The organism is Stutzerimonas sp. LR2 (assembly GCF_055755175.1).
The window spans coordinates 607433-624401 of sequence record NZ_JBVTRR010000002.1 but is presented as its reverse complement, the minus strand read 5'-3'; the positions used below and the strand labels follow the sequence as shown (position 1 = coordinate 624401).

The 16969-nt window shown below is 65.6% G+C and carries 15 protein-coding genes; 2 read left to right on the top strand and 13 right to left on the bottom strand.

The features are described 5' to 3' along the window. Window positions 1-16: 16 nt before the first annotated feature. Window positions 17-1108, bottom strand: a complete 1092-nt coding sequence (gene aroC, locus ACVRRC_RS09470) for a chorismate synthase (RefSeq protein ID WP_013983046.1) — start codon at window positions 1106-1108, stop codon at window positions 17-19. Between the two features lie 156 nt (window positions 1109-1264). Between aroC and ACVRRC_RS09465 the strand changes: the two genes are divergently transcribed. Both ACVRRC_RS09465 and ACVRRC_RS09460 read left to right on the top strand, forming a co-directional pair. Further along, window positions 1265-2227 carry an alpha/beta hydrolase gene (locus tag ACVRRC_RS09465; RefSeq protein WP_014596973.1) on the top strand — a complete coding sequence of 321 codons (963 nt, stop codon included), beginning with the start codon at window positions 1265-1267 and terminating at the stop codon, window positions 2225-2227. A gap of 80 nt (window positions 2228-2307) precedes the next feature. Next, window positions 2308-3087 carry a hypothetical protein gene (locus tag ACVRRC_RS09460; RefSeq protein WP_011913550.1) on the top strand — a complete coding sequence of 260 codons (780 nt, stop codon included), beginning with the start codon at window positions 2308-2310 and terminating at the stop codon, window positions 3085-3087. 4 nt (window positions 3088-3091) lie between these two features. On the opposite strand, the gene ACVRRC_RS09455 is transcribed toward ACVRRC_RS09460, so the two are convergent. From ACVRRC_RS09455 to ACVRRC_RS09400, 12 genes are all read right to left on the bottom strand, one after another. Beyond that, window positions 3092-4315: a carbohydrate porin gene (locus ACVRRC_RS09455; protein WP_472996903.1), complete on the bottom strand. Its 1224-nt coding sequence runs from the start codon at window positions 4313-4315 to the stop codon at window positions 3092-3094. 104 nt (window positions 4316-4419) lie between these two features. After that, entirely contained in the window at window positions 4420-5592 is a 1173-nt protein-coding gene (locus ACVRRC_RS09450; RefSeq protein WP_472996902.1) for an ABC transporter ATP-binding protein, read from the bottom strand. Window positions 5593-5603: 11 nt separating this feature from the next. Continuing rightward, window positions 5604-6446: a carbohydrate ABC transporter permease gene (locus ACVRRC_RS09445; RefSeq protein ID WP_013983051.1), complete on the bottom strand. Its 843-nt coding sequence runs from the start codon at window positions 6444-6446 to the stop codon at window positions 5604-5606. Beyond that, entirely contained in the window at window positions 6439-7356 is a 918-nt protein-coding gene (locus ACVRRC_RS09440) for a carbohydrate ABC transporter permease (protein WP_011913554.1), read from the bottom strand. The genes ACVRRC_RS09445 and ACVRRC_RS09440 overlap by 8 nt, the downstream gene beginning before the upstream one ends. Before the next feature lie 109 nt (window positions 7357-7465). After that, window positions 7466-8713 (bottom strand): ABC transporter substrate-binding protein, encoded by a 1248-nt coding sequence (locus tag ACVRRC_RS09435; RefSeq protein ID WP_017245222.1) that lies wholly within the window; start codon window positions 8711-8713, stop codon window positions 7466-7468. A gap of 158 nt (window positions 8714-8871) precedes the next feature. Continuing rightward, on the bottom strand, window positions 8872-10323 hold the full coding sequence (locus ACVRRC_RS09430; protein ID WP_242630798.1) for an ATP-binding protein: 1452 nt from the start codon (window positions 10321-10323) through the stop codon (window positions 8872-8874). After that, complete coding sequence (locus ACVRRC_RS09425; protein ID WP_011913557.1) at window positions 10307-11041, bottom strand: response regulator; 735 nt, start codon at window positions 11039-11041, stop codon at window positions 10307-10309. The genes ACVRRC_RS09430 and ACVRRC_RS09425 overlap by 17 nt, the downstream gene beginning before the upstream one ends. Before the next feature lie 57 nt (window positions 11042-11098). After that, entirely contained in the window at window positions 11099-12061 is a 963-nt protein-coding gene (locus tag ACVRRC_RS09420; protein WP_019406092.1) for a glucokinase, read from the bottom strand. Beyond that, window positions 12058-13887 carry a phosphogluconate dehydratase gene (gene edd, locus ACVRRC_RS09415; RefSeq protein ID WP_011913559.1) on the bottom strand — a complete coding sequence of 610 codons (1830 nt, stop codon included), beginning with the start codon at window positions 13885-13887 and terminating at the stop codon, window positions 12058-12060. The genes ACVRRC_RS09420 and edd overlap by 4 nt, the downstream gene beginning before the upstream one ends. Window positions 13888-14059: 172 nt before the next feature. Continuing rightward, the gene (gene scpB / locus ACVRRC_RS09410) at window positions 14060-14827 is read right to left on the bottom strand and encodes an SMC-Scp complex subunit ScpB (protein WP_013983056.1); all 768 of its coding nucleotides are present in this window, start codon (window positions 14825-14827) and stop codon (window positions 14060-14062) included. Window positions 14828-14846: 19 nt separating this feature from the next. Further along, a complete protein-coding gene (locus ACVRRC_RS09405; RefSeq protein WP_336316363.1) occupies window positions 14847-15665 on the bottom strand; it encodes a segregation and condensation protein A in 819 nt (272 codons plus the stop codon). A 27-nt stretch (window positions 15666-15692) separates the two neighbouring features. Then, window positions 15693-16898, bottom strand: a complete 1206-nt coding sequence (locus tag ACVRRC_RS09400; protein ID WP_170934300.1) for a tryptophan--tRNA ligase — start codon at window positions 16896-16898, stop codon at window positions 15693-15695. Window positions 16899-16969 lie beyond the last annotated feature (71 nt).

The window sequence follows — 16969 nt, the reverse complement described above, 5'->3', positions numbered from 1 at the left end:
CGCTCCGAATGGCCGCTCAAAGCTGACCCAGCACCGGCGTCGTCACCTGCACATCGGCATTCTGTGCGCGGTGGCGCAGCAGGTGATCCAGCAGCACGATGGCCATCATCGCTTCGGCGATCGGGGTGGCGCGGATGCCGACGCAGGGGTCGTGGCGACCCTTGGTGATCACGTCCACCGCCTCGCCATTCACGTCGATGGAGCGACCGGGCGTGGTGATGCTGGACGTCGGCTTGAGCGCCAGATGGGCGACGATCGGCTGACCCGAGGAGATGCCACCGAGGATGCCGCCGGCATTGTTGGACAGAAAGCCCTGCGGGGTCAGCTCGTCGCGGTGCTCGGTACCGCGCTGGGCCACCGACGCGAAACCGGCACCGATCTCCACGCCCTTGACCGCGTTGATGCTCATCAGCGCGTGGGCAAGCTCCGCGTCCAGGCGGTCGAAGATCGGCTCACCGAGGCCCGGCGGCACACCCTCGGCGACCACGGTGATCTTTGCGCCCACCGAATCCTGGTCACGGCGCAGCTGGTCCATGTAGGCCTCCAGCTCCGGCACCTTGTCCGGGTCCGGACTGAAAAAGGCGTTCTGCTCGACGCTGTCCCAGGTCTTGAACGGAATCTCGATCGGCCCGAGCTGGCTCATGTAGCCGCGCACCTGAATGCCCAGCGTCGCCAGGTACTTCTTGGCGATGGCACCGGCGGCGACACGCATGGCGGTCTCGCGCGCCGAGGAGCGGCCACCGCCGCGGTAGTCGCGCAGACCGTACTTGTGGTGATAGGTGTAGTCGGCGTGGGCCGGGCGGAACAGGTCCTTGATCGCCGAGTAGTCCTTGGACTTCTGGTCGGTATTGCGGATCAGCAGGCCGATCGGGCAACCGGTGGTTCTGCCTTCGAACACGCCGGAAAGGATTTCCACCTCGTCGGCTTCCTGGCGCTGCGTGGTGTGCCGGCTGGTGCCGGGCTTGCGACGGTCGAGATCGCGCTGCAGATCGTCCAGCGACAGCTCCAGCCCAGGCGGGCAGCCATCGACGATGGCCACCAGCGCAGGCCCGTGGCTTTCGCCGGCAGTGGTGACGGTGAACAGCTTGCCGTAGGTATTGCCGGACATGCAGGACGCTCCGCGATCGACCGAAAAAACAGGGGCCGGAAGTATACCTGAGGGCGCCGCGGTTTCACTGCCTGTCTTCGGCGCGCATACTGGCGCAGCGGCGAACCTCGCACCGATCCTCGCGTCAAACCCGCTCCGTAACCGGCGAAGCCTTCCATGCGTGCCCTGCTGATCCTACTGCTGCTGACCATGCCCCTCTCATTCGTACATGCGCAGACCCTGCTCACGCAGACGCTGAACCTCGACACCGGCCATGGCCTGCTGCAGGGCACATTGCTGCTGCCGAAAAGCGAGCGGCCGTTGCCGGTCGCCCTGCTCATCGCCGGCTCCGGGCCGACCGACCGCAACGGCAACAACCCGGCCGGCCACAACGACAGCCTCAAGCGGTTGGCCCAGGGCCTGGCCAGGCAGGGCGTGGCCAGCCTGCGCTACGACAAGCGCGGCGTCGGCGCGAGCCTGGCCGCCGCACCGGACGAGCGCGACCTCAGCGTCGAAGCCTACGTCAGCGATGCGTTGGCCTGGAGCGAACGGCTCAAGGGTGACCCGCGCTTCGGCGAGCTGATCCTCGTCGGCCACAGCGAAGGTGCGCTGATCGCCAGCCTTGCGGCGCCTCGCTCAGGTGCCGCGGCGCTGATCAGCATCGCCGGCAGCGGCCGGCCGATCGACGCGGTGCTGCGCGAGCAGCTGCACGGACGCCTGCCACCGGCATTGCTCGCCACCAGCCATTATCTGATCGACGAACTGAAGGCCGGTCGCACCCACGCGGACATTCCAGAGCCTCTGCAGGTGCTGTTCCGCCCCAGCGTGCAGCCATATCTGATCTCCCTCTTCGCCTATGATCCGGCCGAGGCCTTCGCGGCGGTGAACGTTCCGGCGCTGATCGTTCAGGGCCGGCACGATATCCAGGTGGGCATCGATGACGCCGAGGCCTTGCACCGTGCCAAGCCCGACGCCGAACTCGCGCTGATCGACGGCATGAATCATGTGCTGCGCATCGTGCCGGCCAGCGCTGCGCAGCTCGCGTCTTACGACGATCCCGATCTGCCGTTGGCCCGCGGCCTGCTCGAACGCATCCAGCGCTTCCTGAACGATAATGGCATGCTGCCAGCCTCCAGTTAGGCGCCGCGCCGCCGATAGCCCCGTGACGATGGCCGAGACCAGTTCTGAACGAGCCGCCGCGCAGGCCCAGGAACGCGCAGATGACCGACACCGAAATCACCCAGAGCACAGAGAAAGAGCCACCGGCGCCGCCGAAGCATCCGTGGGCCGAACTTCGCCCCGATCGTTTCCGCCTGCTGCGCCTGGCGCCGCTGCCCACCGAACGCGACGGCGGCGCGCGGCCACTGCGCTTCGTCGAGCTGGCGCAGCTGGAACGCCACACGCCCGAGCAGAGCCTACTGCGGATGTTCGTCAACATCCCGGGGCAGGCGCGCTCGCGCAAGTACAACGTGCTGGAGGTATGGGCCGACCATCGCAGCAAGGAACTGCGCTTCGGCCCGGACAGCGGCTTGCATCTGGAACCCGCCAACCGTGGCCTCGGCCGTTTCCTGCTGGCACAAGGCGCGGCCTGGGCGCAGAAGCGTTGGGGACATTATCTGGTCGAGGGCGGATCGCTGCCCAAGGATGTGACGAGCGACGACCAGCGCCTACGGCGTGACCACTGCCTGCGCACCCAGGGGTTCGATGTGGACTACCCAAAGGACCAGGCGGGCAAGGCGACCTACGGCGCGCCGCGCGCCAGCAGCCTGAGGCCGGACTGGAACAGCGAGAAGGTCCAGATTGTGGAGCTGCAGGATGCGGCGGCGATGCTGGAACAGGCCGACCGCAACCTGCAGGCGCAGGAAAACCAGATCCGCGACCTGCAGGAGCGTATCGCCCGCTTCCGCCGCGAGGACGGTGCGCTGCGATTCACCATTGTTTGCCTGATTGCGCTGGCGCTGTTCCAGGCCGGCCTGCTGATCTGGATGGCGACCCGCTAGCCGCTTACCACCAGTGCTCGACCTGCACGCCGAAGTTCGAACCGTGGCGAGCGTTGCCGAACGCACCGGTATCCGACAGCGCCGAGCCTTCGGCCATCACGTTGGCCGCCCGTTGCGCCGCGTCGTTCCAGCTGGCGTAGGTGTAGTACAGGCGGAACTCCGGCCGCGCCCAGAAGCCAGGACCGGCGGGTGACCAGGTCGGCGCGATGGTGAACTTGCTGAGCTTGCGCGTGCCGTCGGTGGTATCGATCTGGTCGTGACCCACCTCGGCGACGAGCTTGAACTGCTCGCTGAACGCATAGACCGGACGCGCGCCCACCGACCACCAGTCCTGGTCGCCGCCGTCGTCGCGCTTGTCTTTCTGGTATACCACCTGGAACTGGCCGCCGAAGCGCGGCGTCAGCTGCCAGTCGAAATACTCCACCACTCGCCAGCTCTTGGCGCTGTTGTCCAGGGTGACGTCGCCGGTATAGCCGAGGCCGGTGCCCGGGCCCTCGCCATACTGCAGCGCCAGGGTGTTCTTGCCGCCGAGGAAGTCGGATTGCACATGCTGCACCGTCACGGCCCAACCGCTGTTGGCGTCGTCACGGCTGGGCTTGTCGAGGTAGCTCAGGCCGAACTCCAGCTCACCGCCCGGGTTGCTGTCGAAGCCGCCAACGTTGAAGTCGTGGCGGGTGACGTAGTCCTTCTGGAACACGCTGTCCTTGCGCGAGAAGGCATAGCTGTACTTCAGCCCGCCAATCTCCATGTCCTCCACGCCGGCACCGGTGGCGCTCTGGTTCCAGTAGTAGAAGTCGGAGATATGGATGTCGTTGCGCTTGTAGAAGCGCCGCCCGGCCCACAACGAGCCGTTGTACAACGCCGGCACCTTGCTCCACTCGGCATAGGCCTGGACCATTCGCGCCCAGCCGTGATCGCCTGTGAACTCAGGGGTGTGGTTGTACTGGTTGTAGAGCGCCGCCATGCCTTCCAGGCTCAGTACCGAGCCGTCGGCGAAGGTGTAGAGGTCCTGACGCAGATCGAGCTCGGCGTACTGCTCGCACTCGTTACCCAGGCGGTACTTGGTCGGCGCGCCGGGCAACTGGAAGCAGGACTGCGAATCGCTGTTGACCGATTCGCCGACCCCGCTGCGCATGTAGCCGGTGAACTCCAGTGCATGGGCGCCCACAGGCAGCGTCAGACCCGCAATGGCGCTGGCAACGCTCAGGGCTGTCAGTGTTTTTTTCATATCCACTCCGCTTTTGTTGTTATTGATCGCTGGATCGAGCCTGTTCGGCTCCGTTGGTTCCTGTCTCCGTTATCCCCAGCCTGCTGGCAAGGCAGGCCGGTACCTCACTGCACCGGCCCCGCTCCGTTGGAAACCAGCCGGGTGACCTTGCTTTCGCGCGTGGCTGCAGGCTGCGCCAGGCCCAGCCGTTCGCCGCTCTGGGCGTCGAACAGCAGGACCTTGCGCGGATCGAACTGCAGGTTGAGCGTCTCCCCCACCCGCGGCGCCTGATCCGGCGCCAGCCGGCAGCAGGCCTTGACCTGATTGAGCGCGAAGACGACCAGCGTATCGGGGCCGGTCGGCTCCACCACTTCGATATCCACCAGCAGCGAAAGGTCCGCCGCAGAGCCATTCGACAGGCCGATCTGTTCGGGGCGAATGCCCAGAATGAGCTCCCGGTCACGCAGACCTTCGTCACTGGTGATCGGCAGCGGCAGCTCGCAACTGCCCTGCTCGCTGTTGAGCACGCCCACCCAGCGGCCGTCACGCTGACGAATGCGCAGCGGCACGAAGTTCATCGGCGGCGAGCCGATGAAGCTCGCGACGAACAGGTTGGCCGGGTTGTTGTAGATCTCGTGGGGGGTACCGAACTGCTGGATCACACCGTCCTTCATCACCGCGACCTTGTCGCCGAGGGTCATTGCCTCGATCTGGTCATGGGTGACATACACCGTGGTGGTTTTCAGCCGCTGGTGCATCAGCTTGATCTCTGTGCGCATCTCCACCCGCAGCTTGGCGTCGAGGTTCGACAACGGCTCGTCGAACAGATAGATCTTCGGCCGCCGCGCCAGCGCCCGGCCCATGGCCACGCGCTGCTGCTGACCGCCAGACAGTTGCGACGGCTTGCGTTCCAGCAGCGGTTCGATCTGCAGCAGCTTGGCGACCCGTGCCACCTCCTCCTCGATCTTCGTCGCCGGCACCTTGCGCATCTTCAGGCCGAAGGCGATGTTGTCGCGCACGCTCATGGTCGGATAGAGCGCATAGGACTGGAACACCATGGCAATGTCCCGATCCTTCGGGCTGGCCTGACTGATGTCCTCGCCGTCCACGAGGATCTCGCCGCCGGTGATGTTCTCCAGCCCGGCGATGCAGTTCATCAGGGTGGATTTACCGCAGCCGGAGGGGCCGACGAGAATCAGGAACTCACCGGCGTCGATCTTCAGCGCGATGTCCTTGAGCGTTGCGATCTGGCTGTTGCCATAACTCTTTTGAACGTTGCGCAGTTCCAGGGAAGCCATCGTTGTTCTCCTCAACCCTTGACGGCGCCGGCAGTGAGCCCGCGCAGGAAGTACTTGCCGGCGATCACGTAAACCACCAGCGTGGGCAGGCCGGCAATCATCGCGGCGGCCATGTCGACGTTGTATTGCTTGGCGCCGGTGCTGGTATTGACCAGGTTGTTCAGCGCCACGGTGACCGGCTGGGTATCGCCGCTGGCGAACACCACGCCGAAGAGGAAGTCGTTCCAGATCTGGGTGAACTGCCAGATCAGGCAGACCATGATGATCGGTACCGACATCGGCAGCAGGATGCGCCCGAAGATGGTGAAGAAACCGGCGCCATCCAGCCGCGCCGCCCGCACCAGCGCTTCCGGCACGCTGACGTAGAAGTTGCGGAAGAACAGTGTGGTGAACGCCAGGCCGTATACCACGTGCACCAGCACCAGACCGGTGGTGGTATTGGCCAGGCCCAGCTTGCCGAGGGTGAAGGACGCCGGCAGCAGGATCACCTGGAACGGCAGGAAGCAGCCGAACAACAGCAGACCGAAGAACAGCTGCGAGCCGCGGAAGCGCCACATCGACAGCACGTAGCCATTGATGGCGCCCAGCGCGGTGGAGATCAGCACCGCCGGGATGACGATCTTCACCGAGTTCCAGAAGTAGCCACCGACGGCATCCCAGGCTGTCAGCCAGCCCATGGCCGTGAACGCCTCCGGCCAGCTCAGCAGGTTGCCGGTACGGATGTCTTCCGGTGTCTTGAAGCTGGTCAGCAACATCACGATCAGCGGCACCAGGTAGACGGCGCAAGCCAGCAGCAGCGTAGCGTGGATGGTCAGGCGCCCGAGCGTCAGGCGCGGTTGCGCGAAATCAGACATGGCGCTTGCTCCTCAGCTCGGAGTACAGGTAGGGCACGATGATCGCCATCACCGCGCCGAGCATCAGCATGGCGCTCGCCGCACCCAGGCCCATCTGGCCGCGGGTGAAGGTGTGGGCGTACATGAACATCGCCGGCAGATCGCTGGAATAACCCGGGCCACCGGCGGTCATCGCCGCCACCAGGTCGAAGCTCTTGATGGCGATATGGGCCAGGATCATCAACGCACTGAAGAACACCGGACGCAGGCTCGGCAGCACGATGCGCAGGTAGATGGTCGGCAGGCTCGCACCGTCCACCTGGGCAGCGCGGATGATCGATTGATCGACGCTGCGCAGACCGGCCAGGAACAGCGCCATGACGAAGCCCGAGGCCTGCCATACGGCAGCGATCACCAGGCAGTAGATGACCCGGTCCGGATCGACCAGCCAGTCGAAGCGAAAGCCTTCCCAGCCCCAGTCGCGCAGCAGCTTGTCCAGACCCAGGCCGGGATTGAGCAGCCATTGCCAGGCGGTACCGGTGACGATCATCGACAGTGCCATGGGGTACAGGTATATGGTGCGGATCAGCCCCTCGCGGCGGATGCGCTGGTCCAGCAGCACGGCGAGCACGACACCGATGATCAGGCTGATGGCGATGAACAGGCCGCCGAACACCAGCAGGTTCTGGCTGGCCACCCACCAGCGATCGTTGTCCCACAGGCGCTGGTACTGCTGCAGACCGACCCACTTGTAGCTGGGCATGAAGCGCGAGTTGGTGAACGACAGCAGGAAGGTCCAGCCGATGTAGGCGTAGAAGCCGACCAGCACGATCAGCATGCTCGGCGCCAGGACCAGCTTGGGCAGCCAGCGCTGCAGGGCATCGAGCGGCGAGACCTTGGCGGGCCTGGCGGGAAGCGCGATGGAGCTCATGGATGTGATCCCTCGTCAGAATCCGGGATGTCGTCGCCCTCGGCACGGGCCTTGGCCTGTACCGGGACAACGGTTCGGGAAATCGGGCGGACGCGGTCCGCCCTTGGCGTCACTGCACGGCCTGGATCGCCGCCGCCAGCTGCCTGGCCGCCTTTTGCGGATCGGCCTTGGGGTCGTTGAAGAAGTTGGTCACGACATCGAACACCGCGCCCTGCACGTAGCTCGAAGCGGCCATGCCGTGGGTCAGGCTGGGTTGCAGGCCGCTGCCCTGGGCCGCCGCCTTGAAGTCCTTCATCGACTGCTGGGCGCAGGCGTCGAACTCGCTCATGTCCTGATCCTGGCGAACCGGGATGGAGCCCTTGTTCTGGTTGAAGAACGTCTGGAACTCCGGCTGCAGCACCGCGCGCGCCAGGTCTTCCTGGGCCTTGCGGTTCTCATCGCTGCTCAGCTTGAACATCGCCAGCGAATCGATGTTGAAGGTGAAGCTGCCCTGAGTGCCGGGAAATGGCAGGCACTGGTAGTCCTTGCCCGCGACCTTGTTGGCGGCCGTGAACTCGCTCTTGGCCCAGTCACCCATGATCTGCATGCCGGCCTTGCCGTCGATGACCATGCCAGTGGCACGGTTCCACTCACGGCCTGCAGCATCGGCGTCGAGGTAATCACGCAGCTTCTTCAGCGCGGTGAAGGCCTGGACCATCTTGTCGCCGGTCAGGGTGTCCTCGTCCAGCTCGACGAATGCCTTGTGGTAGTCGTCCGGCCCGAGAATGCTGAGCACGAAGCCCTCGAACACGGTGCCGTCCTGCCACGGCTGGCCACCGTGGGCGACCGGCACGAAACCGGCTGCCTTGAGCTTCTCGGCAGCGGCAAAGAACTCGTCGAGGGTCTTCGGCGGCGTGGCACCGGCCTTCTCGAATACCTCCGGGTTGATCCACAGCCAGTTGACCCGGTGCACGTTGACCGGCACGGCCACGTAGGAGCCGTCGTACTGCATGATCTTGCTGACCTGCTCGGGCAGCAGCTCGTCCCAGCGTTCGGCCTTGGCGGTGTCGTCGAGGTTGGCGAGCAGGCCAAGTTCGCCCCATTCCTGGATGTCCGGGCCCTTGATCTGCGCGGCGGACGGCGGGTTGCCGGAAACCGCGCGGGTCTTCAGCACGGTCATGGCGGCCTCGCCACCACCACCGGCGACGGCGAAGTCCTTCCAGGTGTGGCCTTTCTGCTCGACCATCTTCTGCAGGGTGTCGGCGGCGCGCTTCTCGCCGCCGGAGGTCCACCAGTGCAGGACTTCGACCTCGCCGGCGTGGGCGAGCAATGGCAGGGCAAGGGAAACGGAAAGAGCGAGACGATGGATCGCATTCATGGAGGAGTACCTTCTTGTTTTTATCCGGCAAGTCGTGGGTCGCTTGCGATGGACCGAGTCTATGCCCGGAAAAATGGACACTGGGTAACGAAGGGATGGCCGATGGTCACCAACCGGTTACAAAGGCACTCCACAGGTAACAGGCACGCCCGGAGGCTTCAGCGCGGTAGTGTGAGGGTCACCCTCAGCCCTCCTTGCTGCAGGTTGCGCATGCTCAGCTCGCCGCCGTGGGCGTGAGCGATGTTGCGCGCGATACCCAGCCCCAGGCCGTAGCCCTGCTGCTGGCCGGAGAGCCGTACATGGGGTTCGAAAACGTGCTCCAGGCGCTGCTCCGGAACACCTGGCCCCTCGTCGTCAACGTGCAGCACCAGCGCCTCCTTGCCATCCTCGACGTGCAGGTGGGCGCGCTCGCCATACTTCAGGGCGTTGTCCAGCAGGTTGCCGATGCAGCGTTTGAGTGCCAGCGGTTTGCCGGGGTAAGTCGCCAGCGCGCGTCCATCCAGGGTCACGCGGGTCTGGTCGCAGGCCTGGTAGGGCTCGACGATGTGTTCGAGCAGCAGATTGAGGTCCACGGCCTCGATGTTCTCGTGGATATCGGTGTCCTTCACGCACTGCAGGGCGCCCTTGACCAGCAGCTCCAGTTCGTCGAGATCGCGGTTGAACTTGACTTGCTGGGCCTCGTCCTCCAGCAGTTCGACCCGCAGCCGCAGCCGTGTGATGGGCGTACGCAGGTCGTGGGAGATGGCACTGAACAACTGGCCGCGCTCGGTCAGATAGCGGCTGATGCGCTCGCGCATGTTGTTGAAGGCGCGGCTGACCTCGACGATCTCGCTGGCACCGATCTCGGCCAGCGGCCGCACTTCCCCTCCCACCGACAGCTCCCGCGCCGCCTTGGCCAGGCGCTTCAATGGCCGGCTCTGCCAGCGCACCAGCAGGCCGATGAACAGCAGCAGGAAGGCGCTGGTCAGCACGATGAACCACAGCTGCTGCACCGGCAGCCCCTCGTCTTCCAGGCTGACGTAGGGTGCCGGCATCAGCGAGGCGAGATAGAGCCATTCCTGCGGCGCGATCTGGATCTGCGTCACCAGCACCGGTGGCGCCAGCGGTTCGAAGCCCAGCGCGTAGTGGGCCCAGGAGCGCGGCAGCTCCTCGAGCTTGATGCCGCTGTTGAAGATGCGCAGATCGTCCGGGCTGACGAACTCGATGGTCAGGTCCACTGCGCCACCCAGACGCTGGCGCAGCACCTGCTCCACCTCGTGCAGCACCGCACGCTTGCGCGGCGTCTCCGGCAGGATCTTCATCTCCAGCGGCTTGTCGTTGAGCGAGACGAAGAAGCGCGTGCCGCCCATACTGCGCAGCTGGTCGAGCACCAGCGGTCGGTAGCCCAGCGGCAGCGAACGGAAGTAGCTGACGCTGGCCGCCATCGACTGCGCCAGGCTGCGGGCGCTGGTGAGCAGGCCTTCCATCTGACTGGCGCGCAGCTGTGACAACCAGATCAGGCTCGACAGGCCCTGCGCCAGCAGCACCGCGAGCAGGGTCAGCAACAGCATGCGTCCGAGCAGTGAGCGCGGCACCAGCCGCAGGCGTCGCCGCTCAGTGCGCAGATTCATGGTGCGGCGTCACCTGGGTTGCCAGCAGATAGCCGCAGCCGCGCACGGTGCGGATCAGCCGGGGCGACTTGCCGGTGTCGCGCAGGCGCTGGCGCAGACGGCTCACCGCCATGTCGACGATGCGCTCCAGCGGCATCACCTCGCGCCCGCGGGTGGCGTTGGCAATGGTGTCGCGGTCGAGGATCTGCTGCGGATGATCGAGAAACAGCTTGAGCAACGCAAAATCGGCACCGGACAGAAAGACTTCCTCGCCATCGGCGTGAAACAGACGGTGGCTGATCATGTCCAGCCGCCATTCATCGAAGGCCAGCACGTCGCTGCCGCGCTCCTGGGCGAAGCTGACCCGCCGCAGCAAGGCCTTGATCCGCGCCAGCAGCTCGCGTGGGCTGAACGGCTTGCCGAGGTAATCGTCGGCGCCCAGCTCAAGACCGACCACCCGGTCGGCCTCGTCGGAACTGGCGGTGAGCATGATGATTGGCATCGAGGCCAGCCGCTCGTGCTGGCGAATCCAGCGGCAGAGGCTGAAGCCGTCCTCGTCGGGCAGCATCACGTCGAGTATCACCAGATCGGCCGGTTCGGCGCACAGCGCGCTGCGAAACTGCGCGCCGTCCGGCACGCCGCGGACCTGAAAGCCCGAGCGGCTGAGATAGGTCTGCAGCAGTTCGCGGATTTCCTGATCGTCGTCGACCAGAAGGATGTTCTTACCTGCTTGGCTCACGTCACGTCCCTTTTCTTGTTGTTATCCGATCGCCCGTCGCCTTTCCCTGCCAGTCGCCTAGACGCCCTCCAGCAGCGATTGCAACGCCACGCCGGCGCCTTCCAGGCCCGGATAAGGCGCGGTCACCAGCCATACCGGCAGGCGATCGAAATAGCCACTCATTTGGCCTTTCTCGCACAGGGCCTCGCAAAAGCCGCTGTGCATGAAGAACTCGGCGAAGCGCGGCACCACGCCGCCGACGATATATACCCCGCCGCGTGCACCGAGCGTCAGCACGTTGTCGCCGACGATGCGCCCCAGCCAGCGGCAGAACTGCTCCAGCACGGCCACGGCGTACGGCTCGCCAGCCAGCGCGGCCTTGGTGATCCCGGCCGGAGAGTCGTGTTCGGCCGCTCGGCCATCCAGCGCGCAACAGGCACGATAGAGCGTCAGCAAACCCGGCCCGCTGAGCACGGCTTCGGCATTCACGTGGCCCTGTGCGCGGTGCAGTTGCGTCCAGATCGCCGCCTCGCGCTCGCTGCCGATCGGCAGACAGATATGCCCGCCCTCGCCCGGCAACGCGCGCCAGCCGCCGCCCACCAGCGGCAGCAGCCCGGCGACCCCCAACCCGGTGCCGGGGCCTATGACCAGACGCGGCCGGCCGGGTTCAGGCTCGCCCTCGCGGACCGTGACGCGCTCGTCATCGCGCAGCCGGGTCATACCGAGAGCCATGGCGGTGAAGTCGTTGATCAGCAGCAGATCCTTCAGGCCCAGTTCGCGGCAGAACGCCTGTCGGCTCAGCTGCCAGTGGTTGTTGGTGAAGCGGAAGTGATCGCCGCTCACCGGCCCGGCACAGGCCAGGCATACTGCTTCCAGCGCATCCAGCGGCTGGCCCACTTCGTCGAGGTAGGCGCGGATTGCCAGCTCCGGACGCGCATGGTCTGCCGTGGGCAGCACGCGAATCTGCTCGATCCGCTGATCGCGCCACAGCGCGAAGCGTGCATTGGTACCACCGATGTCGCCAACCAGCGCTGTCTTCACTTGAGCGCCTCCAGACTCTCGGTGAACGCGCTGGCGCCCTGCTCCGCCGTGCTGAAGGACGCGCGCATGAAGGCGAACAGCTCGCGACCGCAACCGATACCCATGTCTTCCGGGCGGATGGCCGGCTGGCGCGTCGCCCATTCGGCCGGGTCGACCAGCGCCCGCAGCTCGCCGGTCTCGCCATCGACGCGGATGATGTCGCCATCACGGACCAGCGCCAGCGGCCCACCGTCCAGCGCCTCCGGGCAGACATGGATGGCCGCCGGCACCTTGCCGGAGGCGCCGGACATGCGCCCGTCGGTAACCAGCGCCACCTTGTAGCCGCGGTCCTGCAGCACGCCAAGGAAGGGCGTGAGCTTGTGCAACTCCGGCATGCCATTGGCCTTCGGCCCCTGGAAACGCACCACGGCGATGAAATCGCGCTCCAGCTCGCCGGCCTTGAAAGCGGCTGCCAGCTCGCTCTGGTCGATGAACACCCGTGCCGGCGCCTCGACCACACGATGCTCCGGCGCCACGGCCGAGATCTTGGTCACGCCGCGTCCCAGGTTGCCTTCCAGCACACGCAGGCCGCCCTCCGGCGAGAAGGGCCGCTCTGCCGGGCGCAGGATGGTTTCGTCCAGGCTCTGAGCGGGCCCATCGCGCCAGACCAGCTTGTCACCGTCGAGGAACGGCTCCTGGATATAGCGGCGCAGGCCCTTGCCGACCACCGTGTGCACATCCTCATGCAGCAAGCCGGCGTCGAGCAGCGTGCGCACCATGAAGGGCACGCCGCCGCAGGCATGGAAATGGTTCACATCGGCCTGACCGTTGGGGTAGACCTTGGCCAGGGTCGGCACCACCTCGGAAAGGTCGGCCATGTCCTGCCAGGTCAGCTGGATGCCGGCGGCGCGGGCGAATGCCGGAATATGCAGGGTGTGGTTGGTCGAACCGCCGGTGGCGTTGAGCGCGACCACCGAGTTGACGATGGACTTCTCGTCGACCACCTGGCACAGCGGCGTGTAATTGCCCGCCTGATGGGTCAGGCGGGTGACCTGCTGCGCGGCTTCGCGGGTCAGCGCATCGCGCAGCGGCGTGTAAGGATTTACGAACGAGGAGCCCGGCAGGTGCAGGCCCATGATCTCCATCACCACCTGATTGGTGTTGGCGGTGCCGTAGAAGGTGCAGGTGCCCGGGCTGTGGTAGGACTTCATTTCCGATTCCAGCAGCTCCTCGCGGCTCGCCTTGCCTTCGGCGTAGCGCTGGCGCACCGCGGCCTTTTCCTTGTTGGGGATGCCCGATGGCATCGGCCCACCCGGTACGAAGATCGTCGGCAGATGGCCGAAGCGCAGCGCACCGATCATCAGCCCGGGGACGATCTTGTCGCAGATGCCGAGCATCAGCGCGGCGTCGAACATGTTGTGCGACAGCGCCACCGCGGTGCTCATGGCGATCACTTCGCGACTGGCCAGGCTCATCTCCATGCCCGCCTCGCCCTGGGTCACGCCGTCGCACATTGCCGGCACGCCGCCGGCGAACTGGCCGACCGAACCAATCTCGCGCAGCGCCTGGCGGATCATCTCCGGAAAATGCTCGTAGGGCTGATGCGCCGAAAGCATATCGTTGTATGCCGACACGATCGCGACGTTCGCCGCGTTCATCAGGCGCAGGCTCTGCTTGTCCTGAGTGGAATTGCAGCCGGCGACGCCATGGGCGAAGTTGGCGCATTGCAGCCCGCCTCGCTGAGGGCCCTCGCTGGCAGCGGCGGCCATCATCGCGAGGTAACGCTCACGCGTCTTGCGGCTGCGCTCGACCAGGCGCTCGGTGACTTCCAGAACTCGCGGGTGCATGCGTCTCTCCTGCTGCGGAATTTTGTTCTTCGACAACCATAAACCATCCGGAGTCGGTTGGCGTTCGGACAGGACGCAAGGCCAATGGTTGCGCACGACATGCAGCTGCAGAGCTATGCCCCCAGCGGCCGGCTGCAGCGAGGCCGCCGGCGCCCCGGCGACATGCCTGGGCTCAGGGGGTCGATTGCTCCTCGTCGGAGTCGATATCCGCGGCTTGCGCTTCGAGCAGGTCGTCGAAGTCGGTCTTGAGCCCCTGTTCCATGCCATCGAGTTCAGCCAGCAGGCTACGGAAGCTGGTCTGCTCGCGCGCGGGCGCCTGCGGCTCGTCCAACGTCTCGTCGGCGCGGGCCTGCAGGGCGACCGGCACGGCCGCATCGTCGTCGAGCAACGGGCGCAGCTCGGGCTCCATTTCCCGCAGCACGGCCAGCGGCGGCAGTTCGTCGAGGTTCTTCAGATTGAAATGGTCGAGGAATTGTCGGGTGGTGGCGAACATCGCCGGGCGCCCCGGCACGTCACGATGACCGACCACGCGAATCCACTCGCGCTCCTGCAATGTCTTGACGATCTGGCTGTTGACCGCAACGCCGCGAATGTCCTCGATCTCGCCACGGGTGATGGGCTGGCGGTAGGCGATCAGCGCCAGGGTTTCCAGCAGCGCCCGGGAATAACGCTGCGGACGCTCCTCCCAGAGCCGCCCGACCCAGGGCGAGAAGCGCTGGCGCACCTGCAGACGATAACCGCTGGCCACCTCCTTGAGTTCGAAGGCGCGCCCCTTGCAGGACTTGTCCAGGACTTCGAGGGCCTTCTTCAGCTGCGCCGACGAGGGTCGTTCATGCTCCTCGAACAGCTCGCCGAGGCGCTCCAGGGAGAGCGGCTTGCCGGACGCGAGCAGAAAGGCTTCGAGCAGCGAAGCGAGATCCTTGGGATCGGACAGGTCCACGGTTGACTCCTGCAAATATCTATTCGGTTCGACTGCGCACATGGATAGGCGCGAAGGGCTCGTTCTGCACCAGCTCGACCAGCGATTCCTTGATCAGCTCGAGTACGGCCATGAAGGTCACCACCACGCCAAGGCGCCCTTCTTCCACATGGAACAGCGCCACGAAGGGGACGAAACCGCCCCCCTTCAGACGCTCAAGCACCTCGCTCATCCGCTCGCGGGTCGACAGCGCCTCGCGGGTCACCTGGTGGCTCTCGAACATGTCGGCACGGCGCAGCACCTCGGCCATGGATACCAGCAGTTCCTCCAGGCTGACATCCGGCAGCAGCTTGCGCGCCCTGGCATCCGGGGCATCGAGGCGTGGCACCTGCAGGTCGCGACCGACCCGCGGCAGCTCGTCCAGATCCTCGGCGGCGGCCTTGAAGCGCTCGTACTCCTGCAGCCGGCGGATCAGCTCGGCGCGCGGGTCGTCTTCCTCTTCGGCGGCTTCGGCCGAGCGCGGCAACAACATGCGCGACTTGATCTCGGCGAGCATGGCGGCCATCACCAGGTATTCGGCGGCCAGTTCCAGACGCACCGACTTCATCAGCTCGACGTAGCCCATGTACTGGCGGGTGATTTCCGCCACCGGGATGTCGAGGATGTCGATGTTCTGCTTGCGGATCAGATAGAGCAGCAGGTCCAGCGGGCCTTCGAACGCTTCGAGAAAGACTTCCAGCGCATCCGGCGGTATGTACAGGTCCAGCGGCAGCTCGGTAACCGCCTCGCCATAGACCAGCGCCAGGCGCAGCTGCTCGCCGGGCTGAGTCGCTTCGTGGCTCTGGGGTTCGGTCTGCATGGTCTTCCTCGAAGCTGCGCGGGCGCGTCAGCGGTAATTCAGGCCCATCGCCTGACGCACGTCGATCAGCGTCTCACGGGCTTCGTCGCGGGCGCGCTCGGCTCCCTCGGCCAGGATGCTGCGTACCAGATCGGGGTTCTGCTCGTAATCCAGCGCGCGTTCCTGCAGCGGCGCAAGATCGGCCTTGATCGAATCGATCAGCGGTGCCTTGCATTCCAGGCAGCCGATGCCGGCGCTGCGACAACCCTGCTCGGCCCACTGACACACTGCCTCCTCGGAATGCGCCAGATGCATCTGCCACACCGGGCAGCGCGTCGGCTCGCCGGGGTCGCTGCGGTGCACGCGCGCCGGGTCGGTGGGCATGCGACGGATCTTCTCCTCGATCTCGGTCGGCGTATCCCGCAGATAGATGGCGTTGCTGTTGGACTTGGCCATCTTGCCGCCGTCGAGCCCGGACAGCTTAGGCGCCTCGCCGAGCAGCGCCTGCGGCTCGGGCAACAGCAGCTTGCCGCAGCCCTCCAGGTAGCCGTACAGCCGCTCCTGGTCGCCGATGGTGATGGTCTGCTGCTCCTTGATCACCGCGCGCGCGGTATTCAGCGCCTCGACGTCGCCCTGCTCCTGATAGCTCTTGCGCAGGCTGACATAGAGCCTGGAGGTTTTCTTGCCAAGCTTGCGGATCGCCGCCTCCGCCTTGCTCTCGAAGTCGTCCTCACGGCCGTAGAGGTGATTGAAGCGGCGCGCCACGTCGCGGGCGAATTCGATATGCGGCAGCTGGTCGGCCCCGACCGGCACCAGTCCGGCGCGGTACAGCAGAATGTCCGCCGCCTGCAGCAGCGGATAGCCAAGAAAGCCGTAGGTGTCGAGGTTCTTGTCCTGCAGGTTCTGCTGCAGTTCCTTGTACGACGGCACCCGCTCCAGCCAGCCCAACGGACAGATCATCGACAGCAAGAGGTGCAGCTCGGCGTGTTCGGGCACCTGCGACTGGATGAACAGCGTGGCCGAGCTCGGGCTGACCCCGGCGGCCAGCCAGTCCACCGCCATGCTCATGACGTTCTGCGAGATTTCGCCGGAACTCTCGTAGTCGGTGGTCAGCGCATGCCAGTCGACGATGCAGAAAAAGCATTCGTACTCGTGCTGCAGCCTGACCCAGTTCTTCAATACGCCGTGGTAGTGGCCAAGGTGCAGTCGGCCGCTGGGGCGCATACCGGAAACCACACGCCGCTGTGAATCCATGGAGCTCAAAAGAGTGTCCTTGCTTAATTGGCCTGTTTGGTAGGTTCAGTTGGTCAAGTCTCGCGCCCGTA